The organism is Flavobacterium azizsancarii, from assembly GCF_027980145.1.
Lineage (GTDB): Bacteria > Bacteroidota > Bacteroidia > Flavobacteriales > Flavobacteriaceae > Flavobacterium > Flavobacterium azizsancarii.
In genome coordinates this window covers 68029-93217 of the sequence record NZ_JAMZNK010000010.1, presented here as the reverse complement: position 1 = coordinate 93217, position 25189 = coordinate 68029, and the positions used below count along the sequence as shown (strand labels likewise).

The 25189-nt window shown below is 33.3% G+C and carries 22 protein-coding genes and 1 pseudogene; 5 read left to right on the top strand and 18 right to left on the bottom strand.

Annotated elements, in window-relative coordinates; all coding sequences use genetic code 11:
- The first annotated feature begins 726 nt into the window (after positions 1–726).
- Positions 727–2040, top strand: coding sequence for a tRNA lysidine(34) synthetase TilS (tilS, locus tag NJT12_RS08640; RefSeq protein WP_271335482.1), 1314 nt, complete (start codon positions 727–729; stop codon positions 2038–2040).
- Positions 2037–4136, top strand: a complete 2100-nt coding sequence (locus NJT12_RS08635; protein WP_271335480.1) for a protein-disulfide reductase DsbD family protein — start codon at positions 2037–2039, stop codon at positions 4134–4136. The genes tilS and NJT12_RS08635 overlap by 4 nt, the downstream gene beginning before the upstream one ends.
- Before the next feature lie 372 nt (positions 4137–4508).
- Here NJT12_RS08635 and NJT12_RS08630 read toward each other — a convergent pair whose 3' ends face one another.
- From NJT12_RS08630 to NJT12_RS08620, 3 genes are all read right to left on the bottom strand, one after another.
- The gene (locus tag NJT12_RS08630) at positions 4509–5825 is read right to left on the bottom strand and encodes an ammonium transporter (RefSeq protein ID WP_271335479.1); all 1317 of its coding nucleotides are present in this window, start codon (positions 5823–5825) and stop codon (positions 4509–4511) included.
- Positions 5826–6164: 339 nt separating this feature from the next.
- Entirely contained in the window at positions 6165–7472 is a 1308-nt protein-coding gene (locus NJT12_RS08625; protein WP_271335478.1) for an amidohydrolase family protein, read from the bottom strand.
- 40 nt (positions 7473–7512) lie between these two features.
- Positions 7513–10509: an amidohydrolase family protein gene (locus tag NJT12_RS08620; RefSeq protein WP_271335477.1), complete on the bottom strand. Its 2997-nt coding sequence runs from the start codon at positions 10507–10509 to the stop codon at positions 7513–7515.
- A 129-nt stretch (positions 10510–10638) separates the two neighbouring features.
- On the opposite strand from NJT12_RS08620, the gene NJT12_RS08615 reads away from it, so the two are divergent.
- Positions 10639–11616: a Gfo/Idh/MocA family protein gene (locus NJT12_RS08615; protein WP_271335476.1), complete on the top strand. Its 978-nt coding sequence runs from the start codon at positions 10639–10641 to the stop codon at positions 11614–11616.
- A gap of 13 nt (positions 11617–11629) precedes the next feature.
- On the opposite strand, the gene NJT12_RS08610 is transcribed toward NJT12_RS08615, so the two are convergent.
- The 3 genes from NJT12_RS08610 to NJT12_RS08600 all read right to left on the bottom strand — a co-directional run bounded on the left by NJT12_RS08610 (position 11630) and on the right by NJT12_RS08600 (position 14004).
- Positions 11630–12325, bottom strand: coding sequence for a DUF1963 domain-containing protein (locus NJT12_RS08610; protein WP_271335475.1), 696 nt, complete (start codon positions 12323–12325; stop codon positions 11630–11632).
- Between the two features lie 134 nt (positions 12326–12459).
- Positions 12460–13533: an alanine/ornithine racemase family PLP-dependent enzyme gene (locus tag NJT12_RS08605; RefSeq protein WP_271335474.1), complete on the bottom strand. Its 1074-nt coding sequence runs from the start codon at positions 13531–13533 to the stop codon at positions 12460–12462.
- A 36-nt stretch (positions 13534–13569) separates the two neighbouring features.
- Entirely contained in the window at positions 13570–14004 is a 435-nt protein-coding gene (locus NJT12_RS08600; protein ID WP_271335473.1) for a GNAT family N-acetyltransferase, read from the bottom strand.
- Positions 14005–14300: 296 nt separating this feature from the next.
- On the opposite strand from NJT12_RS08600, the pseudogene NJT12_RS08595 reads away from it, so the two are divergent.
- Positions 14301–15393: pseudogene (locus tag NJT12_RS08595) on the top strand (YifB family Mg chelatase-like AAA ATPase).
- Positions 15394–15748: 355 nt separating this feature from the next.
- Here the strand turns inward: NJT12_RS08595 and NJT12_RS08590 are convergent.
- The 12 genes from NJT12_RS08590 to NJT12_RS08535 form a co-directional block, all read right to left on the bottom strand.
- Positions 15749–15970: a hypothetical protein gene (locus NJT12_RS08590; RefSeq protein ID WP_271335472.1), complete on the bottom strand. Its 222-nt coding sequence runs from the start codon at positions 15968–15970 to the stop codon at positions 15749–15751.
- A 32-nt stretch (positions 15971–16002) separates the two neighbouring features.
- Positions 16003–16689, bottom strand: coding sequence for a GNAT family N-acetyltransferase (locus tag NJT12_RS08585; RefSeq protein ID WP_271335471.1), 687 nt, complete (start codon positions 16687–16689; stop codon positions 16003–16005).
- A gap of 38 nt (positions 16690–16727) precedes the next feature.
- The gene (locus NJT12_RS08580; RefSeq protein ID WP_271335470.1) at positions 16728–17597 is read right to left on the bottom strand and encodes an alpha/beta hydrolase; all 870 of its coding nucleotides are present in this window, start codon (positions 17595–17597) and stop codon (positions 16728–16730) included.
- A gap of 184 nt (positions 17598–17781) precedes the next feature.
- Positions 17782–19011, bottom strand: coding sequence for a porin family protein (locus tag NJT12_RS08575; RefSeq protein WP_271335469.1), 1230 nt, complete (start codon positions 19009–19011; stop codon positions 17782–17784).
- 117 nt (positions 19012–19128) lie between these two features.
- Positions 19129–19650, bottom strand: coding sequence for an SRPBCC family protein (locus NJT12_RS08570; RefSeq protein WP_271335468.1), 522 nt, complete (start codon positions 19648–19650; stop codon positions 19129–19131).
- 29 nt (positions 19651–19679) lie between these two features.
- A complete protein-coding gene (locus tag NJT12_RS08565; RefSeq protein ID WP_271335467.1) occupies positions 19680–20180 on the bottom strand; it encodes an SRPBCC family protein in 501 nt (166 codons plus the stop codon).
- On the bottom strand, positions 20170–20496 hold the full coding sequence (locus tag NJT12_RS08560; protein ID WP_271335466.1) for an ArsR/SmtB family transcription factor: 327 nt from the start codon (positions 20494–20496) through the stop codon (positions 20170–20172). The genes NJT12_RS08565 and NJT12_RS08560 overlap by 11 nt, the downstream gene beginning before the upstream one ends.
- Positions 20497–20659: 163 nt before the next feature.
- A complete protein-coding gene (locus NJT12_RS08555; RefSeq protein WP_414655389.1) occupies positions 20660–21370 on the bottom strand; it encodes a M949_RS01915 family surface polysaccharide biosynthesis protein in 711 nt (236 codons plus the stop codon).
- A gap of 75 nt (positions 21371–21445) precedes the next feature.
- The gene (locus NJT12_RS08550; protein WP_271335464.1) at positions 21446–21934 is read right to left on the bottom strand and encodes a YegJ family protein; all 489 of its coding nucleotides are present in this window, start codon (positions 21932–21934) and stop codon (positions 21446–21448) included.
- A gap of 38 nt (positions 21935–21972) precedes the next feature.
- Positions 21973–23160: a COG3014 family protein gene (locus NJT12_RS08545; protein ID WP_271335463.1), complete on the bottom strand. Its 1188-nt coding sequence runs from the start codon at positions 23158–23160 to the stop codon at positions 21973–21975.
- Positions 23161–23418: 258 nt separating this feature from the next.
- The gene (locus NJT12_RS08540) at positions 23419–23808 is read right to left on the bottom strand and encodes a VOC family protein (RefSeq protein WP_271335461.1); all 390 of its coding nucleotides are present in this window, start codon (positions 23806–23808) and stop codon (positions 23419–23421) included.
- Positions 23809–23937: 129 nt separating this feature from the next.
- Positions 23938–24495, bottom strand: coding sequence for a hypothetical protein (locus NJT12_RS08535; protein ID WP_271335460.1), 558 nt, complete (start codon positions 24493–24495; stop codon positions 23938–23940).
- A gap of 332 nt (positions 24496–24827) precedes the next feature.
- On the opposite strand from NJT12_RS08535, the gene NJT12_RS08530 reads away from it, so the two are divergent.
- Positions 24828–25133: a nucleoside triphosphate pyrophosphohydrolase family protein gene (locus NJT12_RS08530; RefSeq protein ID WP_271335459.1), complete on the top strand. Its 306-nt coding sequence runs from the start codon at positions 24828–24830 to the stop codon at positions 25131–25133.
- Positions 25134–25189: the final 56 nt, after the last annotated feature.

The window sequence follows — 25189 nt, the reverse complement described above, 5'->3', positions numbered from 1 at the left end:
GTAGCGAAAAAGTATAGCCACAGATTATAAGGATTATAATGATTTTGTTTCACGTAGATTCTGCAGATTAAAGCAGATTTAAAATGATTTTTATTAAAATTGATTTGCATTAATCTGCTGAAACCTTTTTAATCTGCGTTAAAAAATAATTCGTGCTAATTTGCGCAATTCGTGGCGAAAATCATAGCCACAGATTAAAGGATTATAACGATTTTGTTTCACGCAGATCCTGCAGATTAAAGCAGATTTGAAAAGATTTTTATTAAAATTAATTGCGTGAATCTGCTGATTTTTTTTTAATCTGTATTAAAAAATAATTCGTGCTAATTCGTGCAATTCGTGGCAAAAAATATAGCCCCAGATTAAAGGATTAAAATGATTTTTATTAAAATTGATTTGCATTAATCTGCTGAAATCTTTTTTAAATCTGCATTAAAAAATAATTCGTGCTAATTCGTGCAATTCGTGGCGAAAAAGTACAGCCACAGATTAAAGGATTATAATGATTTTGTTTCACGCAGATTCTGCAGATTTAAGCAGATTTGAAAAGATTTTTATTAAAACTGATTTGCGTGAATCTGCTGAAATCTTTTTTAATCTGCGTTAAAAAATAATTCGTGCAATTCATGGCAAAAAAAATAGAGCAATAGTAAAATTAGTGGCAAAAAATACACGCTTAACATTTCATTTAAAAATAGAACGAATTTAATTTTTTACATTTATCAAATGTTTTCAAAATTTCAAAATCATATCGTTTCAAGGTTTCCATTTTTGGAAGATAAAAAACTATTTCTGGCCGTTAGCGGAGGTTTAGACAGTATGGTCCTATTGCATTTAATAAAGCAATTGCCGTATGAAATTGCCGTCTTGCATTGCAATTTTCAACTGCGCGGATTAGAAAGTTTTGGTGATCAAAGTTTTATTCAGGATTATTGTGATCAGAATAATATTTCTGTATTTATTACTCAATTTGATACTGAAGCTTTTGCGAAAGATTATAAATTGTCGACACAAGTTGCAGCACGTGAATTACGTTATAGTTGGTTTTATGAACTTTTAGAAACCGAAAATTTCGATTATATCTTAACTGCACATCATGCTGACGATAATCTCGAAACTTTTATCATTAACTTAACCCGTGGAACAGGATTGGAAGGATTGATAGGGATTCCGGAAGAGAACGATCGGATTATTCGTCCGTTATTGCCATTTTCCAGAGATGAAATCCTGAAATATGCTGAAGAGAATGGTATTGAGTGGCGAGAAGACAGCAGTAATGCGTCGAATAAATATCTTAGAAATAAGATTCGTCATGATTTGGTTCCAATGCTGAAAGAAATCAATCCTAACTTTTTGAATGCTTTTCAGAAAACACAATCGTATTTGCAGGAATCGCAGGTAATGGTCGAAGATGCTTCGATTATGATTTACCAGCAAGTAGCTAAAGAAGAAGGGGATGATATTCATTTCGACTTGAAGCAGCTTAAAAAATTACCCAATTATAAATCGTATTTGTACCAATGGCTGAATGAATTTGGTTTTTTGGCATGGAACGATATTTATGATTTGGTCGACGGACAATCAGGTAAACAAGTGCTTTCATCTGAATTTCGCTTATTAAAAAATAGAAATACTTTGATTTTAAGCCCAATTTCTGAAATGTCAGAAAAGGAAGAATTTGAAATTACTGCAAACGATAAAGAAGTTAATTTTCCCTTAAAATTAAAGCTTTGTAACGTAAGTCACATAGCAATAGATGCAAATAAAGCTATATTTGTCGACGCTGAAAAAATCCAATTTCCCTTGATTTTACGTAAATGGAAGGAGGGGGATGTTTTTTATCCTTTTGGAATGGAGGGGAAGTCTAAAAAAGTGAGTAAACTTTTTAAAGATGAAAAATTATCCCTGATCGAAAAAGAAAAAATATGGATTCTGTGTTCTGATAATCAGATTGTATGGGTTATTGGAATCAGACAGGACGATCGTTTTAGAATTGAAAATGCCACAAATCGAATACTTAAAATAGAATTAGAATCATGAACTTTAATCAACATCATCAAGCAATAATGTCAAAAAATATCTGGAATAAAACTATTGTGTTTTTCTTGTTTTTTTTGTTCGCTTTTTCAAAAGGTAATGCTCAAATCCTGGAGCCGGTAAAATGGACTTCAAAAATTGAAAAGAAAGCAGGTAATAATGCTGTTTTAATTTTCGACGGAACGATTGAAAAAGACTGGCATATGTATTCGCAATTTACACCTGATGGTGGACCGCTTGCGTTAGAAATTACATTTCAAAATCAAAAAGGAAATTATAATTTAGTTGGAAAAGCTAAAGAAAGAAAAACAAGAACCGCTTTTAATGATGTTTTTGGGGTTAATGAAACTTTTTTTGAAGGTAAGGCACATATCGAACAGGAAATTACTATTATCAATCCTAATTTAAAAACGGTTGATGTTGAATTTGATTTTCAGGTTTGTAAAGAAGTTTGTATCAATTCAAATAAAAAGTTCTCACTTGCTATTCCATCAACTTTTAAAATGGATGCGGTTGCTGCCGTAACTGAATCGAAATTAGACGAAACAAAAGTTCCGGCTTTAGTTGTGGATACAGCAAAAACTGTCGTAAATAATGCTAAAACTGAAACAGGAAAAGCAGCAGTTACTGAAACTCCTGCAAAAGAAGATATGCCTGAGCAGGCTCCTGCAAGAAGTTTATGGACGATCTTTTTTATCGCTTTTATTTCAGGATTTGCAGCGTTGTTAACACCTTGCGTTTTCCCGATGATCCCAATGACGGTAAGTTTCTTCACGAAACAAAGTAAAAGCAGGGCAAAAGGAATTCGTAATGCTGTAATTTACGGTTTCTCTATTATTGCTATTTATGTTATTTTAGGATTAGTTGTTACTAAAATATTTGGTGCAGATGCATTGAATGCGTTGTCTACAGATGTTTGGTTTAACTTGATCTTCTTTGTGATATTGATCATTTTTGCAACTTCATTTTTGGGTGCCTTCGAAATTATGCTTCCAAATTCATGGGGAAATAAAGTAGATCAGCAAGCTGACAGAGGCGGAATAATCGGAATATTGTTCATGGCTTTGGCTTTGGCAATTGTGTCATTCTCTTGTACAGGACCAATCGTTGGGACTTTATTGGTTGAAGCTGCTTCAAACGGTGGAATTGCTCCGGTTGTTGGAATGTTAGGATTTTCGTTAGCATTAGCATTGCCTTTTATGTTGTTTGCTATGTTTCCGGGCTGGTTGAATTCGCTGCCAAAATCAGGAGGATGGCTGAATACTGTCAAAGTAGTTTTAGGGTTCCTGGAATTGGCTTTAGCATTTAAATTTTTATCAAATGCTGATTTAGTTTTACAATTGCATTTATTAGAGAGAGAAGTTTTCCTAGCAATCTGGATCGCCATTTTTGGAGCATTGACGTTGTACTTATTCGGGAAAATTTCATTGCCGCATGATAGTCCGTTACAGCATATTTCTGTAGGCAGATTGTATTTAGGATTACTTACTCTTGTGTTTACAGTATATTTAATTCCGGGACTTTGGGGAGCACCATTGAAGTTAATTAGTGCTTTTCCGCCACCGCCACAATATAGCGAAAGCCCGTTTGGAGTAGGAGGTTCGTCTAATTCAAATGTTAGTGCAGAATCTATAAAAGGTTTTCCTGACGGAGCAGAACTAGGTCCTCATGGTATTATGGTTTTTCATGATTACGAAGATGGTGTTGCCTATGCAAAATCAATCAACAAACCAATTATGCTTGATTTTACAGGTTATGCTTGTGTGAATTGCAGAAAAATGGAAAACAACGTTTGGTCTGAACCAATGATATTGCCAATCTTAAAAAATGATGTTGTTCTGATTTCTCTTTATGTAGATGATAAACGTGAGTTGCCAGAAGAGCAACAATTTGTAACAGCTGCAGGAGATAAAATCATAACGGTTGGTGATAAATGGACTGATTTTATGATTTCAAAATATAAAACCAATACACAGCCTTTGTATATCATAACAGATTTAGAAGGAAATAATTTAAACAGTTCAAAACCTACTATTAGTTATGTAAATGCTGAAGAATACTTACATTGGCTAAAAGAAGGAATTGGGAATTTTAAGTAGAGAATAAAGAGAATAGAATAAAAATTATAGATGAGAGAGATTGTCGAATTGATAGAATAGAATAAGGGCAATCTAACAAGAAAATATAGAGAATAAATTTAGAATTTGCATTCTCAAATTACAATAATAAGGTTGAAATTAATTCAAAGTAAAAAGCACTTTAGGTAATAACTTAAAGTGCTTTTTTATTTGGTTTACCCACAGCCTAAAATTTAGAAAAAATCTTTCGTCTAAATCTACTCTCTTGACTCTTTGTTCTTGACTCTTTACTCTATATTCTCTTCCCTCTTAAAATCTTCAAAGCAAAAAGCACTCTAAGTCAGACTCAGAGTGCTTTTTTAATTTTGGTTTATTTGGTTTTGGTTTGTTTTTTTATAAAAATTCTCCGTGTTGAGAAATGTCAAGACCTAATTCTTCTTTTTCTTCAGTAACTCTTAGTGGTGTAATTTTATTTACAACGAAGAATAGGATATATGAACCTACAAAAGCGAAGATAGAAACGATGATCATGGCAGTTAATTGGTTGATGAATAAAGTTGGACTTCCGAAAATCAAACCTTGATTATCTCCAACAGCCGGGTTGATTGCTTTAGAAGCAAAAACACCAGTTAATAACATTCCTACCATACCACCAACACCGTGACAGGCAAAAACATCAAGAGCATCATCGATTTTTCCTTTAGGGAATTTGCTCACTACAAGATTACTTACGATGGCAGAAAAAGCGCCTATAAATATTGCATGCGGAATGCTAACGAAGCCTGCGGCAGGTGTAATAGCAACAAGGCCTACCACAGCTCCGATACATGCACCAAGTGCAGATAATTTGTGTCCAATTATTTTATCAAGGAAAACCCATGCCATTGCAGCAGCGGCAGCAGCAACAGTTGTAGTTCCTAAAGCCTGAACGGCTAATCCGTTTGCTCCAAGTGCAGAACCTGCATTGAAACCAAACCATCCAAACCATAGTAAACCTGTACCTAGTAATACATAAGTAATTCTGGCAGGATTCACTTTCTGGATTTTTCTTTTTCCTAAGAAGATCGCTCCGGCTAACGCAGCCCAACCAGCACTCATGTGTACCACAGTTCCTCCGGCGAAGTCTAATACTCCCATTTTAAAGAAAACTCCATCAGGATGCCACGTCATGTGTGCCAAAGGAGCATATATAAGTAAGATAAATAAAACCATGAATAATAAATAAGCCCAGAAACGTACACGCTCTGCAAATGCACCAGTGATTAATGCAGGTGTAATGATGGCAAACTTAGCCTGAAATAATGCGAATAACATAAACGGAATAGTTGGGGCAAGACTCCATGCGGTATTAGTACCAACACCCTGAAAAAACAAGTTAGAAGTTGGATCTCCAATGATGCCTCCAATAGTAGGGCCAAATGCTAATCCAAAAGCAACAACAACCCATAAAATAGTTACAATTACCATTGCCATAAAACTTTGCAGCATAGTACTGATAACATTTTTCTTACCTACCATTCCTCCGTAGAAAAATCCTAGTCCTGGTGTCATAAGCAATACAAATGCAGTTGCTACGATCATCCAAGCTGTATCTCCTGTATCAAACTTAACAGCTTCTGCCGGAATAGGGTTATCTGTTAAGATAAAATTCGATATAAAGGTTAGTACCAAAATAGTGATAAGAATCACACTTAAAATAATTTTTCGCATAGTTATTTAGTTTTAAATTTTTTATAAAAGTATAAAATCAATCGACATCCCTATAAAAAATAGGGGCTAATGCTTAATTTTTGTTAATTTTAAAATTTAACCCCCTGTATTTTGCGTGTATTTGTTAAAAAGAACTTAAAATTTGTAATTTGTCAATCTAAAATTCGAAATATTTGCCTTTTTGGAGCTGTGTTAACAAAAAGCAGAGATAATATTTTATGTTTTAAGAGTAATTATGGTTGAATTGTTGCTTAAAAGAATAAAACGTTACCAATTTTAAATAAAAAAGGCATCAGATGATTTCTCAAATGATGCCTTTTTTATAAAAAGAGTTTTTAACTATTTCTGATTGTATTTTGCTTTGAATTTATCGCTCAGCTTGGTTTGGAAAGTCTCTAAATTAATTGTTCTTCCCTGAATAAAAGCTGATGTTAATTTGTTTGTTCGCATATCCAGCGCATCACCTTCAGAGATAAAGAGTGTGGCATCTTTACCGGTTTCTAATGTACCGCAGGTCGCATCTATTCCTAGCAATTTTGCTGTATTAGAAGTAATAAGCTGTAAAGCTTTTTCTTTGTCTAAGCCAAAAGCGGCACAAGTTCCTGCTAAAAAAGGCAGGTTTCTTACACTCATACGTTCGTGATCCCCACTGTTTTCAAGACCAACCACAATACCTTTATCAGTAAGTATTTTTGCCATTTTATAAGGCAGGTTTACATCTTCGTCATCACTGGTTGGCATATCATGAACACGTCTTAGTAAAACACCCACATTGTATTTTTGCAAAACATCAGCTGATTTATAAGCTTCAAATCCTCCTACAATCACAATCTTTTTGATCTGGTTATCAACTGCTAATTGTATGGCGTCTACAATTTGTTTTTCCTCATCTGCGTGTACATAAAGCGTTTGGGTACCATCAAAAAGTCCTTTTGTAGCTTCCAGGACAATGTTTCTGTCTTTTGAAGCAGTTTGGTTGTAAGCCTTTGCATTGACTAAAAAAGCAGTTATTTCCTCAACTTGTTTAGGATATTCTTTATTAGCTTCAATTATTCCAGGTTCAAACCAGGATCCCGATCTTTTAAAATTAGATGGAAAATTAAGATGAATTCCGTCATTCTCTTTTATAATGGCATCTTCCCAACTCCAGGCATCGAGCTGAACCACTGAGGATGTTCCTGAGATGCGACCACCACGAGGTGTTATCTGAGCAATTAAAACACCATTTGGACGAACTGTTTCTACTACTTTCGATTCAGAATTGTATGCAATAATACTTCTTACATTCGGATTAAAACTTCCTATTTCTTCCTCGTCATTTGATGATTTTACAGCATCAATTTCTACCAGACCTAATGTTGCGTTAGGAACAATAAATCCGGGATAAACGTGTTTTCCGCTGGCATCTATAGTCGTATCATATGCATTGGCGGCAAGTCTGATTGTTGTTGCATCAGCTACCAGAGTAATTTTTCCGTCTTTAAAACCAATCGCACTATTCTGAATCACCGTTCCGTTGCCTAAATGGGCTGTGGCATTTAAAATCAAAATGGATTTGGTTTGTTTTGGTGCCGGTATTTGTTGCGCTTTTATTTGCAGCGAAGCACAAAAAGCGATCAACATTATATATATGTTTTTATGTATCATATTATCTGTTTTTATCTTTACGAATTTTCTAAAGCCGTTATTATTGTTCTAAAGTATCACAGTGGTATTCTGTTTTCTCTTTTCTGGTAGGCTGTTGCATGCTCATTCCCTTGTTTTTTTCCTGCAACATTTGTCCAATTAGTACACTTCTTTCTTTAGAAATAGACAATTGTTTTTCAGCATCTTTTTCAATGTCAAAATAAACCACACCATCAATAATTGTTTTTTCGGCTTTAGCATAAATAGACAAAGGATTATCGCTCCATAGGACAACGTCAGCATCTTTGCCCACTTTAAGACTTCCTACTTTATCATCAATATGCAATAATTTAGCAGGATTCAGGGTTACAAATTTCCAGGCATCTTCTTCAGAAATATTTCCGTATTTGACCGCTTTTGCAGCTTCCTGATTCAATCTTCTTGACATTTCTGCATCATCAGAATTATAGGCAACTATTAATCCTTCGTTGTGCATGATTGGTCCGTTGAACGGGATTGCGTCATTTACTTCAAACTTATAAGCCCACCAATCAGAGAAGGTCGAAGCACCAGCTCCGTGTTCTTTCATTTTGTCAGCAACCTTATAACCTTCAAGAATGTGGGTGAAAGTGTTTACTCTAAAATTAAATTTTTCAGTAACATTCATCAACATCAAAATCTCTGATTCTACATAAGAGTGGCAGGTAATAAAACGCTCTTTATTGATAATTTCAGCAATAGTTTGTAATTCTAAGTCAACTCTTGGCGCTTTTCCTTTTTTTGAATTTGCATTGAATTTTTTCCAGCTTTCATCATACTCTTTTGCACGCTGAAAATAATCGGTAAAAACTTGTTCAACTCCCATTCTGGTTTGCGGAAAACGAGTAGGATTATCAATTCCCCAATTGGCTTGTTTTACATTTTCTCCTAAAGCAAATTTGATAAACTTAGGTTGGTTTTTGTATAACATTTCGTCTGGAGACGAACCCCATTTCCATTTTACAATCGCAGAACGGCCACCAATAGGGTTGGCAGATCCGTGTAATAACTGAGAAATGGTTACACCACCGGCAAGATCTCTGTAGATATTAATGTCTTCAGAGTTTACTACATCCTGAATGGTAACTTCGGCAGTTGAGTTATGTCCCATTTCATTAACCCCTTTTGATATAGCGATATGGGAATGTTCATCAATAATTCCGCTTGTGATATGTTTGCCTTTTGCATCAATAACAGTAGCAGTTGCATCCGAAAGGTTTTTACCAACGGCAGCAATTTTTCCGTTTTTAATTAAAACATCTGTTTCAGTCAAAACACCTTCTTTTTCATTTGTCCAAACCGTAGCATTTTTGAATAGTAAAGTCTGAGCCGTCAATTTTTTAGTATCACCAAAAGCAATGTTAGGGTATGTTGTAGGAATAACAGGATTTGGTTTATCTGCTTTGACAGTATCTTTAACAGCAACAAATGCACTGGTTTTCAAAGCTGTCCAAACCAATTCATCTCCGTTTGATAATACTGCTTTTCCGGATAAACTTTCCGGTTTTTCGATAAATCCTGTTAAACGGCTATAATTAGATTTAATAGTATCTGCAGGTTTAATCAAGAGTGAAATCCAATTTTTAGAAACTGAAAAAGTAGTTTTTAATTTTTTGGCATCAGCAGTAGTAATTTCAGATTTTGGTGCATCGACAGTTCCGTCAATTTTCCATTTATAAGTGTCTTTTCCAACAGTTAAGTTATAGTTTCCACGAATATCTTTTGCATTAATATCGTTCACCACATATTTGCTTCCCTGAACCCAGTTTTCGTATAAAACTGTTTTCTCATCGAAGATTTCTCCTGAAGTAATGACAAAATTGGCATAACTGCCCGTTTTTAAACTTCCAATTTCGTTGCTTTTCCCTAGAATCGCTGCCGGAATTGTAGTCAAAGCTTCTAGAGCTTTTGTTTTGTTAAAACCATATTTAATGGCTTTCAGTAAGTTAGGTTTAAAATCTTCTGTCTTTTTTAACTTGTCCGTTGTCAGGGCAAAAACAATTCCGTTCTCTGATAGCACTTTTAAGTTGGTAGGTGCCTGATTCCAGAAACGCATATCAGTCAATTCGATCTGGTTTGATAAATACGGATTTGAGACATCGTATGCTTCCGGGAAACTGATCGGAATAATATATTTAGCATTTGTACTTTTAATCTCTTCGATTCTTTCAAACTCATTTCCACTGCCTTTCAGAATATAGTTCAAGCCAAATTCTTTGGCGATTTTTGCAGCTCTTAAACTATTCAGTTTGTCTTCGGAGGCAAAAATCTGAATTAGTTTTTCATTGTTTGCCAGTGCTTCTAATGATAAATCTTTAGTTTCAGAATTTCCTTTTTTGTACCAATCCAGATCCAGATACATTTGGCGTAACAATGCCATCATACCCATTAATGAGCTTGGATAAGCCTGTTTTGTCAAGGCGCTTTTTGTAAATGCAAAGTGGTTGGTGATTTTATTGGCAATAATTTGTTTACTGTTTTCAGTATTGTTTAATGCGACTAAAATTCCGGTTCCCTGTGCAATTCCGTCAGGAATATGAGTACCTACAACACCAAAACCTGCTTTTAGCAATTCTTCGGCTTTAGGTTGATCGTATTTAAAAGTCTCATAAGTGTTTACTTCCGGTTTCACACTTTCGTTCCAGTAATATCCCACTCTTTTCGTATCGTATAATGGGTTACGATCACGCCCGCGAGAGAGGTTACTTTTTGGTTTTTCAACTCCAAAACTAGTATAAATATCAATAAATGAAGGATAGATTGTTTTTCCTTCAAGATCGATAATAATGCTATTTTTAGGAATAGCCACAGTATTACCAACCGAAACGACTTTACCATCCTGAATCAGTAAAGTTCCTTTTTCGATTTTTTGGGTTGGAGTAACATAAATAGTGGCATTCATAAAAACAGTATAATTTTTGTTTTTATTCTGCACACTTTCATTAACAGGGAAATAGTCTTGAGCATACGTTTTTGTTAAAAAAACGCTCAAAAAGAGTAGGAGTAGGGCTTTTTTCATAGTGTATCTGCAATTTTGTTGCTAAAAATATGAAATATATGTTGTTTAAAATTGATTTTTTTAAATGTTTTTTCTTTATTTAGATAATAATTTAATTAAACGCCTGATAAGTAGCGTTTATAGAAACGTATGAAAAATAACAATAAAATAAAATGGGGAGTTATTGGCTTAGGAAATATTGCAAATCAATTTGCTGCAGATTTATTACTACTAAACGATGCAACGCTATTTGCGGTTGCTTCCAGAAATAGAGATAATGCGATTGACTTTGCTGAAAAGTACAATTGCCCAAAAGTTTATGATTCTTATGAGGCACTTTGTAAGGATGATGAGATTGATATTATTTACATCGCAACGCCGCATAATTCGCATGCCGAATTATCGATCAAGGCATTAGAAAATGGTAAACATGTCTTATGCGAAAAACCAATTGCATTGTCTTATAAAGATGCCATTCGAATGACTGAAGCTTCAGTAAAGTACAATAAATTTTTTATGGAAGCTTTCTGGACCCGCTTTATTCCGTCGGTTCAGGAAGTTCTAACAAAAGTAAATGAAGGAATAATTGGTGATATAAAAAGCGTGAATGCTGACTTTGCTTTTTATGCTGATGAAAAGAATGGAGGAAGACTTTTTGATAAGGATCTTGGCGGAGGAGCACTTTTTGATATTGGCGTTTATCCTTTATTTCTCGCCTATATATTTCTGGGAATTCCTAAAGAAATAATTGCAAAATCTATTCTTCATAAAAACGGAATCGATCTTCAGACTTCAATGATTTTGCAATATGAAAATGCTCAGGCCGTTTTGCAGGCTTCTATAATTTCAGAATCTGATATGAAAGCAACAATAAGTGGAACAGAAGGCTATATTAAACTTAATTCTCCGTGGTTTGTAGCTGACGGATATTCTGTATTTAGAGACCAAAAGGAAACCAATTACAGTTTGCCTAATCTAGGAAAAGGATATACGTACGAAATTCTAGAATGTCATCATTGTATTAGAAACAGTCAAATCGAAAGTGAGTTTTGGTCGCAGCAAAATAGTTTGGATTTGAGTAAGATGGTGGAGGATATAAAAAAACAAATTGGATTAAGTTTTTCTTAATCCGATTTAGATTTTAATAAAAATCACAATAATAAACCCAATCTTCAGTCGTTCTGTTTTTTGCTAAATAAATATTTCCACCGTCAACGATATTTAAATTCGCTTTTTCATCAGAAGCAATCTGAAAAACAAATTCAAAATCATCTCCAAAATCAATTCCGGATTGGCAATATGTTGCATAGCCACCAATTTTGTGACCATAATTGTTTTCGATAATATCGTAATAAGAATCAATAATTCCTGAATCCTCAAGTTGATTAATATTATTGGATATATCATTTGGTATTTCAGGGTCTTCCCAAACCGGATAATCTTTTTCAATTAGTGTATTGGATAACGGAAAAGGTTTTATAAATGAAGCATCATTTTTTAAATCCTTAATTACAATATTATCTAAGTTTTTATATTCACGCAGAACCCAATTATTTTCATTAGGCGTTAAGTCCATCGGGAATTTTTTAGAAATAAAAACGGTAATAATCTTAGATTGTTCTAAAATTTCAGGCACAAAAGGTAATTGATTAAGACACAATTGAAACAGAGGAAGCATCAATTCACCATCATTATCCAAAGGAATTTCTTCATTTTCGTGATATAAATAGACTCTTCCAATCCAACTTTCAGTAAATGAATTTGTTGGTTTAAGACCTCCTGTTGTAAATTGAGTTGCTTTTTTTGCAAGTGCTGATTTTATTTGCGCTTCATTCATCGTATTAGTTTATAAAACTAGAATTAAAAATAGATTTAATAGTTATAATAATAACGTTATAAATTTATCCTTTTTCATGATTAGATATGGGCAATCGTAAATGAATAGATTTTTATACTTAAAATACTGATTTTCTACTCTATATTTTTTTCGATATAATTCGAATTTAATAAATACAAGGCGCCCATATATTTAATATTGAAAGAAACTAAATCGCCCACTTTGTATTTTTGGGTTGAACTCGTAATGTCAATTACCAACATATCAGAGCTGGCATCTACAATTGTGATTTCTTCATCGACAGCTTCTAAATATTGAGGTTGCATGTCGAGTAAGCCAATATCTAGAATAGCTCTTAAAGAAGTTCCGCTAAAATCCTCGGTATCCTGCATAGAAAAAGTATTTCCGGCTACATTTTCGCCTAGTTCTCCTATTGGGATATCCGGTTTTTCGGTTATTTCAATGACTTCTGCAAAAAGTTTAAAGACGTCATTGCGCATGCCTTTAATTGTTTCTCCTGTAAACAAATCTTTTCCAAAAAATAAAGCTTCACCAATTCTAAAGTGGTTTACAGCCATTGGTCGGGCATTTTTTAGAAGTAACGGGATTGCAACAGAAGTTCCGCCGGAAACCCACGGAATTGTAATATTGAATTTAGCTTCGATAAGTTGTTTATACAAGCTCAATTGTATCAGTTTATCCTGTGTTGGCATAACCCCGCTTAAACAATTTAAGTTTGTACCAATTCCACGAATCTCAATATTAGGCATACTAATAACAGTGCCGTAAAATTCGATTAAATCTTCGCCCATCACGCCTTCACGTAAATCTCCCATTTCGATCATAATGATGATTTTATGGATCTTGTTTTGCTTTTTTGCCTCTTCAGATAACATTTGAATCGTGTACAATTCAGTATTAAAACTGACATCGGCATATTTTACAATATTGACAATACTTCGCTTAGCAGGCGGTTTTATATAGACAGTTTGAATAGTGGGATCAAGCGATTTTATCTTTTTTAGATTACTCACACGCGAATCATGAATTTCTTTGACTCCCAGCGAGATAATTTCTTTTAAGTACAGTTTGTTACCGCATAAAAGTTTCGATACAACTCCCCATTGAATGTTTTTTGATTCGAAAAGTGAATTCAGAAAAGTATAGTTTTCTTTTAATTTTTTTCGATATAATTTTATAAATGCCATTAGGCTTTGTTTTTTATTGAATTAATTAATTTGCGTTTATTTAATCAGACGCATTTCAAGATACTTATTAGTAAAACCCAGTTTTTCATAAAGCTTTTTAGCAGGATTGTCCGGTTCTACGTGAAGAGCAATGTTTCCTTCGGCGACAGAAATGGCTTTTTCCATAAGTTTTTTTCCATAACCTTTTCCTCTTTCAGCATTGTCGACAGCTATATAAACCAGGATGTTTTCCGGAATATAATCTTTCATTCCCGTATTATTCAGAATTACGACTCCAACAATTTTTTGGTAGTCCAGACCAATGACAATATTGCCGCCTTTGTCAGGATTCATTGCATAAGCAATAGATTTTAGTATGTCTTGGGTAGTGTCTCCATATTGTTCTAAATGCGTATGTAAAAAAGCAGCAATTATTTCAGGTGTATAGATAGCGTCGTATCCAATAGTTGGATTAAGTAATTTAAATTCCATGTTTTAAATTTTAGATTATTTAGGCTGATAGAAAATTTTCAGCAGATGTAAAAGATGCAAAGTCAATTGCAGGTAAGATTCTTAGAATTAAGAAATCGAAATTATCGATAGAAATCGATGATATTTTCGCAAGATAGGCATAAATAATGGTTTTATTGCAGTTAAAACAGGCCTTTTTGGTTTTTTCAATACTGAAGCCTTATAATATGTATTTCTAAAAGTATTTATTTGTAATAATTTGATTGTTAAATTAAATTAGTTTCATTAGATTTAAAAACATTTAATGAAAGGATCTTATGTTAGTAAAAGTTTATGGAAGTGCCGTTTTTGGAGTTGAAGCTACTACCATTACAGTAGAAGTTCATATGGATAAAGGGATTGGTTATCACTTAGTTGGATTGCCTGACAATGCAATAAAAGAAAGCAGTTACAGAATTGCTGCTGCTCTTAAAAATAACGGATATAGTTTGCCCGGCAAAAAAATAACAATCAATATGGCGCCGGCTGATTTGCGAAAAGAAGGTTCTGCCTACGATTTACCTCTGGCAATGGGAATTTTAGTTGCCTCTGATCAAATAAAAGCACCAGAAATTGCACAATATGTCTCTAGCGTATATTGCAACTTTTCCCATTTCTTTTGTTTAATTATATAGGTCAAATATATACCACACATTTTACATACGCAACAAATGGAGCGCTTGTTGGTGGAGGAAGTTATCCGCAGCCCGGCGAAATTTTGATGGCGCACAATGGTGTTTTGTTTTTAGACGAATTACCGGAATTCAAACGTGATGTTTTAGAAGTAATGCGCCAGCCACTTGAAGATCGTGAGGTCACAATTTCGCGTGCTAAATTTACCGTGACTTATCCTTCTTCGTTTATGTTGGTAGCAAGTATGAACCCAAGTCCCAGTGGTTTTTTTAATGATCCCAATATGCCAAATACCTCATCTCCGCACGAAATGCAGCGTTATCTGAGTAAGATTTCCGGACCTTTATTAGACAGAATCGATATTCATATAGAGGTAACTCCTGTTCCTTTTGAAAAATTAGCCGATGATCGAAAATCCGAAAGCAGTGTCGAAATCAGAAAGCGGGTTACAGCAGCGCGCGAAATCAAACCAAGCGATTCGAAGCAATGGAAAACATACATTATAATGCCCAAATGAGCAGTAAACTAATTCGGGAATATTGTGCTCTTGACGACCAGTCAAAAGAATTATTAAAAACTGCTATGGAACGATTGAATCTTTCTGCCCGTGCCTACGATAGAATCCTCAAAGTGGCGAGAACAATAGCAGATCTTGATGCCACGGCAATTGTAATTTCGCAACACATTGCCGAAGCCATTCAATATAGAAGTCTGGATCGTGATGGCTGGTTGGGGTAATATAGATTTCAGATTTTGAATTGTTGGATTTTGAACCCTCAGTAGCAGAAAATCAATTTTCATAAAACCTCCAGTCTCGTTGTACACTATATCTTTTTCTGTCTAAAGAAGCCAGAAAAAGGATGTCGTTTCCATCGGGGCTAAGTGAGAGGTTTATTTTTTATAAGAATAAAAAGTTACATCTTTAATATAAGATGCGAAACCATTTAAGCTATTCCGTAACCTTTTTGTATTCAAAAGTTCCTATTTGCGGAGTTGTAATGATACGTTTGTTGGCATAAAAATAGTCTATTGAAAACTTTACGGGCATCATAGCCAGAGTAATAGTAAGCTCAGAATTATCTTTAGATAATTTCTATTTTGCTTTATGTGATTCATCGCCAACAATACTTTCAAAATCTCCATTTTCTTTGAAAACCTGGAAAACCTGATCCGTTTTATAATAGTCTTTTATATCTTTTTCCTTGCCTTTCTTTACCCACTTTACCAATTGCCATTTACCAATAAGTTCTTTAGAGGTTTGAGCATTTACAGAGAAACCAACTAAACAAATGAAGATTAAAAATATTTTTTTCATAATGATAATGATATTAGTACTGTAAAGTAAATTTACTGATTTTTAGAAATATTCCAAAAACTCATTTTTCTTCTCGTCACAAAACCTAGTTTTTTGTATAAAGCTATTGCTCCAATATTACTTTCAACTACATGAAGGTAAGGCGTTTTATTCTCATTAAAAATTCTATTCACAACATGTGCAATCAATTGTTTTGCATAACCTTTTCCGGTGTGGTCAGGATAAGTAATAATAGCGCTTACTTCTGTAAAGTCGTTCATTTTCATTCGTTCACCAGTAATAGCTATTAATTGATTGTCTTTGAAAATCCCATAATAATTGCCTAATTCAGCTGTTTTATTTTTGAAATATCCTGGCTGAACCAGGTTAACCAATTGAACTAATTCGTCATTGTATTCTTCAGTAATTTTTACAATCTCAGTAGTTATGGGCAGCTCTATTTTGTTGTAAATAATCATTTGAAGACAGACTAACTCTTTCGCAATTTTTAGAGAGTCACTGATTTTAGGTTTTTCTCCAACAATAAAGAAACTTTCTGCCAGTGCTGAATATTGATTAGCTGCTTCTAAAGTGCTTTCCGGATTTACAAAACCTCCAAACGGGCAATGATCAGGACTGTAAAATTTAGTTGAATTATAATCAATTGCAAATGTTGCATGACTTTCAGACAAGGAATACCAAACGGGATTGTCTAATTTGTTTTCTTCTGTATTTTTCATTTCTGTAAAATTTGGTTTTCATTTCAAAATATTCGTTTCTATTCTTTTGTCTGCGGATAAAAGAATTTAAATGAATTTGAAGCAGCGGGATGCAAAATAGTAGCATGATTCTCCTGTGGGAAATAATCAAAGTACACTTTTATGTTTTTACTTTTAGTAGCTTTAATTTTTTCAGCCAGTAGATTAGCATCTACTTCCATCACTCTCGGGATTTCTGTTGGTGTAAGTCCTTCTTTACCAACAGCGATATAAATATCAGTTTGCTGATTAAAATTTTCCTGAAAAATTGTGCTTTCCTGGTTTAATAAAGAACCATTATCCCACCAGATACTAGGACTCACAATAACATATTTATTAAAAAGAGTTGGTTTCTTTAATAAAATTTCCGTTTCTAATAATCCGCCTAATGATTGGCCAATAATAGTTTTAGAATGGGTTGTTTTGTATTTTTTGTCAATAAACGGCTGTAATTCTTTTTCGATAAAAGCAATAAATTTATCCGAATGTCCTGAAGTAGCAAAACGCTTTTTATCTTTTTCGATATTCGTTGGATAAGTAAAATCTCTTCTTCTGTCTACAGTTGCAATTCCCACAACAATTGATTTTGGAACCTGATTGATCCATTCAAAACTATTGAACTGTACTAATCCTGCAATATGTATAAAGTCTTCGTCAGCCGAGCCATCCAATAAATAAATTACAGGATATTTTGTTGTGTGTTCTGCTTTATAACCTTCGGGAAGATAAATGTTCAGGATTCTTTTTTCGCCCAGTTCTTTCGATTGTATTTCGTCTATAACGCCTAAAACAAAAGGTTTGCTGGTATCTGTAGATTTAGATTTGGTAGTTTGACTAAAAAGTAATGTTGAGGTGAAAAGGAAAAAGGCAAGGGAAATAATTTTGTTCATTGGGTGGTATTTAAATCGTTCAGAATTTTGAACTTTTTATGAGAGTATTCGTGGACTAAAATACAAATTTAAGACATTCTAAATTTTTACAAACATCAAATTGAAATTTTAAAACAAGTTATAAAACAAATCCCTATCATTAATTAATGATAGGGATTTGTGAAGTTTAAAGGCATGAAATGTTTTAAAAAAAGGAATATCCCAATATTAAGGATGCTGTTGAATAAGAAGAATCCAGGAATAGATAATTTTTTAGAATAGTTCTGTTTATTAAGTATCTGAATTCTATGCTGTATTTGTCGTGGAGTTTTCCTCCAATTCCTAAAGCGAAAGTACTACCGGATTTAATATCAAGAGAATTTATTATCGACCCATCTTTTCGCGAAAATTCGATTTTTGAATTTGAGCCAAAATCAATGAGATAAGATGCATTTATAAATATTTTAGAATCATTTTTTAGAAAAAAGTAATGTCTGACACCTATTGGTAATTCAACAGACTTGTAATCAACTTTTGCGGTAATTTCTCCACCTACTAAAGAAGTAGTTTCGTTTGTTTTTTCTGCTTTATAAAATTGATAAGTAGGCTCTACGATTAATGACCATTTATTTCTATTGAATGGCAAAATAAACTCTGCTTCAACGCCCAAACTTAAACTTGATTTAGAATCAAATTCAAAATTATAAAGATCTGTATTTGAATTGCTGATAGATAATGAACTATTGTTTAATCTTGGTCTAACTGTTAAATTAAATAAATCTTTTTTTTCTTTTTTCTCAAATTCGGTAAAATTTGTATCACTGCATTTATTATATTTTATAAAAAATTTGAGCAAGGCACGGCGATCGTAGCTCAAATTTTCATAATCTCTTTGAAGTATATTATCGCACTTCAGGTCAATAAAAAGTTGTTCTCTGAAATAATTATTTTTGGCAATAGAAGAATTTCCGTTTATAAGATAAGGTTTGTAGACCAATTGTTTTATTTCTGCATCATTAACTTTATAAAAGAAACGAGTTAAGCTTCCTTCGTCATACATATAAAGAGATGCTTTTCCTTCAATAAGTACTTTTAGCAATAAAGTCTCTTCCTTAAAAACCGGATCTTTATCCGTACTCATATTTTCTATGAATTTTGAAGATCGGTCTATTTTTAATGAAGTTCTAATGTATTTACTTTCGCCTGAGATTGCAAATTCTTTTATAGTCTTAATATCCGCAATAATGATGTCTTGACTTTCAGGTAGTTTGTATTTGAAACTAGTTGGTATGTTTTTCCAGTCTAAATTTTCAATTAGGCAATCTGTTTTTTTATTATTTTGATCAATGAAATATCCATTTTCGTAAGTTATTTGCGAATAAGAATTTATACTAAGAACAAGGGTAAGAACAAGGAATAGAATTTGTTTTTTCATTAAGATTTGGGATTGTAATTATAGCTTAAAGCCCAAAAGTAATAGGTAAAAATTTGTTTTCATTACGGGAAACCGTAAAAATTGTTTTAATTTATGCAAAAAGGACACACAAGAAATTTACGCATCTTTTTTATTTTTAGATGAATTTGAAGTAAAAACAGCATCCAAGCCTTCCAGGGCAATTGTAAAGCCTTCTTTGAATCCCATTTTGATTATTTTTTCCAGATCAGAAAGATTTTCATGCTTAATAGCGATGTCAACAATAGTGCTGTCTCCTTGTTCTGCAAAACTCACATTCCAGTCAGAGCGTGGAAAAGCTGCATTCAAATTTCCTTCGCTGTCAGAAAAAGCATCCAGATATTTAAAATTAGTCTTTGGAGTTATAGAAGTAAAATCGGCTACAGCCCAATGTTCTTCTCCAGCAGGACCAACCATGGCATAAAGTCTTTGTCCGCCTTCCTTAAATTCCATACGTTTTGTTTTAGATTTCCATGGGGCAGGTGCCCACCATTGATCTAAAATTTCAGGTTCTGTCCATGCTGACCAAACATTGGCAAGAGATGCATTGAACTCACGTTTTACATTTACCGTACTTGTTTCTTTGTCTACAGTAAAATTCATTAAGAGATTAGATTTCATTTTCTTAAAATTTTAAATTCATTACTATTTTACTTTTGTACTTCAAGGATTTTATCCAACGTTTCCATAGTGCTTGTAAATCCTTCTTTAAAGCCCATTTCAATTATTTTTTCTAAATCAGATAAGCTATCTCGTTTAATTTCAATAGCAACAATTACGGAATTTCCTTGTTCGGAAAAATTGACATTCCAATAAGAACTTCCAAAAGTTGAATCAGGATTGCCTTCAGCATCACAAAAAGTAGCAGAATATTTAAAATTGGTTTTTGGAGAAATCGAGGTATAATCAATAAGTCCCCATCGTTCCTGATTTTCAGGACCAACCATGGCATACAATCTTTGTCCGCCTGCTCTAAATTCCATGCGTTTTGTTTTAGATGTAAATGGGGCAGGAGCCCACCATTGATCTAAAATTTCAGCTTCTGTCCATGCTGACCAAACATTGGCAAGCGATGCGTTGAACTCACGTTTTATGTTCACCGTTATAGTTTCCTTGTTTACGGAAAAATTCATTAAGAGATTAGATTTCATTTTCTTTAGATTTTAGGTTCATTAACACATGATCAAGTTGACTGAATCGGTTTTCCCAAATTTCCTTAAACTGTTCCAGCCATTTGTCAACTTCTTTCATTTTGTCAATTTTAAGTTGATAATAGATTTCTCTGCCTATTTTTTTTTCGTCTAATAAGTCGCATTCGTTGAGAATTTTAATATGTTTCGAAACGGCTTGTCTCGTTGTATTAAACTGCTCTGCAATTGCATTTGGGGTTAAAGCAGTAGTAGCCACTAATACTAAGATGGCCCGACGGGTTGGGTCGGCAATAGCCTGAAATATATCTCGTTTCATTTTTGATTTATTTAAATACGCAACTAATCAGTTGCAAATATACATAACATTTTGATTAGTAGTATGTTTTTTTTATTTTATGATTTTCTGTAAAAAAAAAATAGAGACATACAATTTTGTACATCTCTATTAAAATAAGGTCAGGGTTTATGTTCACCGCCTATTAATTGTCCCAATTTTCTATTATGTTTTTATTCCACAAGTCTTCGGCAAACTGTCTAAAGACTTTTGGAGCTTTCTTAAAATTGTCATCAAATTTAAATTCACCGCCTTCAAATAATCTTTTTCCGTTATCATCAGTTCCAAATTCAACTTTGTTGCGTCCTCGTATAGCATATTTCTGGTTGCCTTCGTACATAATAATCTTCATATCGCACGGGCTTACATCTCCATGACAAACCGTTTTATACATTAGCCATATTTCAGCGATACCATTTTTATCTAAGTCTGTAATTTTAAAAGTATTTTTGACAAAAGCCGCTATAATATCTACCGGACAATCGGCAATAAAATCCTTTACTCTCCAGATTTGTTTCGCTTCGTTATTCGATATTATAAAATGGTAGGCATATAACTCAGCATCACTGCTGTCTTCAAATTCGTGTCCCTGTTTTTCATTTTTGTAAATACCCGTTTCAGTTGTGATTACAATATTATCTCCTGAATTATCTTTCCAGCGAACAGCATTTTTAATAAAACCTTCGTATTTTATTGAACGGGGAAATTGTGTCGAATCAATTTTTGTTACAACTAAAGGTTGATTTTTTGAAACGTTTAGCGTTGTATTATCAGATGTTTTTGGCTGTTCTTTTTTCTCCTCTTTACAACCTGAAAATGCTATAATAAGTATTAATAAAATTGCAATTTTTCTCATGTGTTCATTCATCAACATTTTTTTAAAGGATATAGGATTTTGATACAATACGCTTAAAAAGTAATATGTTTTTGCTTATTCTATTTGCATACCGCTTTCGGCATCAAATTGTTTTCTTTCGCTTTCAGACATTTTGTTTCTTAGTACTTTTATCGTGTAACCGCCAAACAGTTTTCCGTTTTCAATATACATCCAGTCGCTAATGTTTTTACTGTCGACGTTTATGGTATCCCCAATTTTATAATCTGTAATATATTCAGGTTCATTATCTAAAATTCCGGAATATTTGCCATCTTTAAACTCAACATTAGTTAACCAGATATGCTCAGCATCGGTTTCATTTTGAAATTTAACTTTCAAAGATTTAACTTCAATTTCCGGATTAAGTAAAGCAGTATTAAAAGCTGCTAAGGTTTGGTTCGCTTTTTCTATTGCTTCATTCATATTTGTATCACTGCCTTTAACATTGTAGATATCCGGCTGGTCTTTTCTTTCGACCTTATCAGAATTTTTACAGCTGATAAAACAAAACAGAATTAAAGTAATCAGGATTTTGGTTTTCATTTTTTGATTGTATTAAATTGTTTTTTTGGTCAGAAATTTTATCCTCTGAATTTATTTCTGACAATAATATCTTTAAGTCTCGCTTTTAGATCTTCGCCGGTATCATAAACCATTTGATCATTATTAGGGAAAGGCACAGCACGTTTATTAAAATAATTCATATAATTATCCTCACAAGCACTTCTGTCGCCTTTATACGTAGAGTAAACATTTTCGAAAATAAATTCGCTCGTGACCGGAAATGATTGTAACAGCGCATTTGTGCGAACATCAACATAATCTACTTTTGCCGTTATCTGGCAGGATTTAAACTGTCTGAATTCGTAGATATTTGCTCTAAGCCATCTGTAGTTGTCGACCTTTATCTCTTTGCCCAGACTATCTTTTACAGGTCTTCCGCGGCTGTCAAGAAGAGTTTTTATACCATCTTTGACTTGTCTTTCTTTAATGAATTCTTTCTCCTTGATTTGCTCCGGCGAAATATTAATTTGTCTAAAGTTGATTATCAGGCTATAATCGTAAGTAATATTTTTTTGTCTGGCACTATGATAAACCGTCCATTTATCATTTAAACCGTAAGTTTTAAAATCCAGTAAATCATCCTGAAGCATTTTTGGGATCACCATATTAGTTTCGTTTGTGGCATATACATCAACGAAATCAGTTCCTTTGAACTGGGCGTCATCCATCATTTTTTTCGTGTTCTTGTAGCCCGGACTAAGACTTTCAAGATAGAAAAGATCATCATATGCGAGTCTGAAATCCAGTTTGTTTTTTGATTTTAAAAGAACAGAAGCTTTGTCATATAAATATTTCGTAAGCGCAATTTTACTGCTCACAATCTGATCTGAATAATTATCAAATGCAAAAGAAGCATTTTTTCCCTGTTTCAATAAAGGCAACGGCAATAACGGTCTTATTTTTTCCTGACGGTTATTCAACTGCAAATAAGTATTATAAACACGTTCAGAATTTGTTGGTGTAGCTTCTTTAATCATCAAATCGAGATCACGCAAATCCCTGTCCTTTGCTTTTGCAAAAGCTTCTTCCAGCAAATAGACATAATCTTGTTTTCCTTTAGCGTCTTTTTTGGTTCTCAATGCCTCGACAGCACGGTCTATGGCACCATCATAATTACCATCGCTTAGCAATGATTGCGTGGTTTTTACGCCACATGACGAAAGGGCTAAAAATAATATGGAGAATAGTAATCCGAATTTTTTCATTCTAAAGGCGATTGATTTTAAAGGTGTAAATATATCGGTTTTTAGATGAATTCAAATAGTGTAAATTTTAAATTTCAGGAGCAGGAATTTTAGTTCACAAAAGGAACAATTGTCCCGCTTTCGCCTTTATCGCTTGGTACCGATAATTATCGGGAATTCGAGGATACGGGCTCTATTGGGGCTAGATTAGAATTTTAGTTTTTTATAAGGGTTGAGACGCAATAGGATGCGCCTTTATGTATTTACCTGAAGATCCTTTTATTTAGGCCAGAACAAAATATTAAATTTGTGTCCATCCGGATCAGAGAATCCAAAGAAATATCCTTTTTCAATACTTTGAGGTTCAGCGAAAATCTTTCCACCTGCATTTTTAACATTCAGTAACCATTGATGTACTTCGTCTACGCTTTCGGCCGAAAGAGAGAAAATAACTTCATTACCCACTTTTAAGTCGGCAGCTTCACTACTAATAGCCCACTTAAACTTTTCTTTTATAAAAAAATGAATTATAAAATCATCCTGTCCAAAAGTAAAACTGGTCAATTCTGTATTGGTACCATTGGGTTTAAAACCTAGTTCGCTGTAGAATTTGGTTGTTCGCGCCAGATCTTCTACACCCAAATTGGCCCATATTTTTTTAGTTTTCATAATAATGATTTAAAAAATTAGAACTTAGTTTCGACCATTAAATAATAATCGAACAATAAATTTATGAATTTTTAAATTAATAATTATAGAAACGTTGATATACAGCGGTTTGTCTAACGTGTGATAAAATTATTCCCGCTGAATCCATTCGTATTTGTTGTTTTTTAGGTAAATGATACCACCTCCGCAGCTTTCTTCGGCGTGAATAAATATACCGTCATTGGGAAGTTTGATTTTATCTTCGTCCTTTATTTCTTCATCGCCCATTATTTCGCCTTCGTCACTTATGTTATTCCAGTAAACTTCATTTTTTGGCGCTTTTTCGAAAATTCCCACCCAGTCAATTTCGTCAAAACCTTGTTTCAAAACAGTATTTCCCATTCCCAGATAATCGGTTCGTTTTCCGTTACCGAATATGATCCTTAGACCACTTTTGTTATTATTGGTACTTCTGACAATTTCGACAGTTTCATTTTTCCCGTCGCCATCTAAATCACATAGAATTTTGTTTTTTTTATGTTTGGCCGAAATTACAATAGTATCTGAACTGTTTTTTACAATTTCTTTTTCCTCAGGTATTTGCACAGTATCTTGCACAGAAACTTGTATTTTTTCGGTTTCTGTTTTTTGATCTTTTTTACAGGAAATAAGTATGAAGGCAGATAGAATTAGAATTGTGGTTTTCATGATTTATAAAAAAGGGTTAAAGTATTAATTAATAATTTCGTTAGCAATTTTGAAAACTTTATTGTCGAGATTTGACTCAGCTAATTTCAAAACACAAATATAATTGTTCAGACAAAGATTGTTATTTTATTTATTTTTTTTTACAGATCTTACAATTAAAGTATAAATCGTCAAAATCTGAAAAGTAATAAAAATTTTAATTTTGTAAATTTTTATTTACAAAATATTATAATAGCAATATCTTTGCTAATCGATATTGTTTTCAATTCTGACCTAAGAAAAGAAAAAAACAGACGAACAATCAATTAAAAACTTAACCATAGTACAATCTAATGGATTTAAATACAGTAACAAAAAAAGTGGAAATGGTTTCTGATCAGTACGAGAAAAACTGCAATATAAAAAGGGACGCCGATTGGTATATTTTGAAATTGCAGGAAGAAATAGGAGAGTTGACCCAAAATTATCTTTCGTATACAGGGAGAGGAAGAAGCAGAAATCTGACACAAGAAGAATTAAAAAAGAACATTGCGAATGAAGTCGCTGATGTGCTTGGGCAAATTTTATTATTTGCCAATTATCACAATATTGATGTAGAGAAGGCTATGGAAGATAAATGGTTTTCGTACCTGAAATAGATTTATATTAGAGTTTTATTGATTGTAGAGACGCACAACAACTCGACTGAATTACA

What these genes read in the sequence shown, in the direction of transcription:
- tilS (WP_271335482.1), top strand. Translation starts at nt 727, where the DNA reads ATGTTTTCAAAATTTCAAAATCATATCGTTTCAAGGTTTCCATTTTTG.
- NJT12_RS08635 (WP_271335480.1), top strand. Translation starts at nt 2,037, where the DNA reads ATGAACTTTAATCAACATCATCAAGCAATAATGTCAAAAAATATCTGG.
- NJT12_RS08630 (WP_271335479.1), bottom strand. Translation starts at nt 5,825, where the DNA reads ATGCGAAAAATTATTTTAAGTGTGATTCTTATCACTATTTTGGTACTA.
- NJT12_RS08625 (WP_271335478.1), bottom strand. Translation starts at nt 7,472, where the DNA reads ATGATACATAAAAACATATATATAATGTTGATCGCTTTTTGTGCTTCG.
- NJT12_RS08620 (WP_271335477.1), bottom strand. Translation starts at nt 10,509, where the DNA reads ATGAAAAAAGCCCTACTCCTACTCTTTTTGAGCGTTTTTTTAACAAAA.
- NJT12_RS08615 (WP_271335476.1), top strand. Translation starts at nt 10,639, where the DNA reads ATGAAAAATAACAATAAAATAAAATGGGGAGTTATTGGCTTAGGAAAT.
- NJT12_RS08610 (WP_271335475.1), bottom strand. Translation starts at nt 12,325, where the DNA reads ATGAATGAAGCGCAAATAAAATCAGCACTTGCAAAAAAAGCAACTCAA.
- NJT12_RS08605 (WP_271335474.1), bottom strand. Translation starts at nt 13,533, where the DNA reads ATGGCATTTATAAAATTATATCGAAAAAAATTAAAAGAAAACTATACT.
- NJT12_RS08600 (WP_271335473.1), bottom strand. Translation starts at nt 14,004, where the DNA reads ATGGAATTTAAATTACTTAATCCAACTATTGGATACGACGCTATCTAT.
- NJT12_RS08590 (WP_271335472.1), bottom strand. Translation starts at nt 15,970, where the DNA reads ATGAAAAAAATATTTTTAATCTTCATTTGTTTAGTTGGTTTCTCTGTA.
- NJT12_RS08585 (WP_271335471.1), bottom strand. Translation starts at nt 16,689, where the DNA reads ATGAAAAATACAGAAGAAAACAAATTAGACAATCCCGTTTGGTATTCC.
- NJT12_RS08580 (WP_271335470.1), bottom strand. Translation starts at nt 17,597, where the DNA reads ATGAACAAAATTATTTCCCTTGCCTTTTTCCTTTTCACCTCAACATTA.
- NJT12_RS08575 (WP_271335469.1), bottom strand. Translation starts at nt 19,011, where the DNA reads ATGAAAAAACAAATTCTATTCCTTGTTCTTACCCTTGTTCTTAGTATA.
- NJT12_RS08570 (WP_271335468.1), bottom strand. Translation starts at nt 19,650, where the DNA reads ATGAAATCTAATCTCTTAATGAATTTTACTGTAGACAAAGAAACAAGT.
- NJT12_RS08565 (WP_271335467.1), bottom strand. Translation starts at nt 20,180, where the DNA reads ATGAAATCTAATCTCTTAATGAATTTTTCCGTAAACAAGGAAACTATA.
- NJT12_RS08560 (WP_271335466.1), bottom strand. Translation starts at nt 20,496, where the DNA reads ATGAAACGAGATATATTTCAGGCTATTGCCGACCCAACCCGTCGGGCC.
- NJT12_RS08555 (WP_414655389.1), bottom strand. Translation starts at nt 21,370, where the DNA reads ATGAGAAAAATTGCAATTTTATTAATACTTATTATAGCATTTTCAGGT.
- NJT12_RS08550 (WP_271335464.1), bottom strand. Translation starts at nt 21,934, where the DNA reads ATGAAAACCAAAATCCTGATTACTTTAATTCTGTTTTGTTTTATCAGC.
- NJT12_RS08545 (WP_271335463.1), bottom strand. Translation starts at nt 23,160, where the DNA reads ATGAAAAAATTCGGATTACTATTCTCCATATTATTTTTAGCCCTTTCG.
- NJT12_RS08540 (WP_271335461.1), bottom strand. Translation starts at nt 23,808, where the DNA reads ATGAAAACTAAAAAAATATGGGCCAATTTGGGTGTAGAAGATCTGGCG.
- NJT12_RS08535 (WP_271335460.1), bottom strand. Translation starts at nt 24,495, where the DNA reads ATGAAAACCACAATTCTAATTCTATCTGCCTTCATACTTATTTCCTGT.
- NJT12_RS08530 (WP_271335459.1), top strand. Translation starts at nt 24,828, where the DNA reads ATGGATTTAAATACAGTAACAAAAAAAGTGGAAATGGTTTCTGATCAG.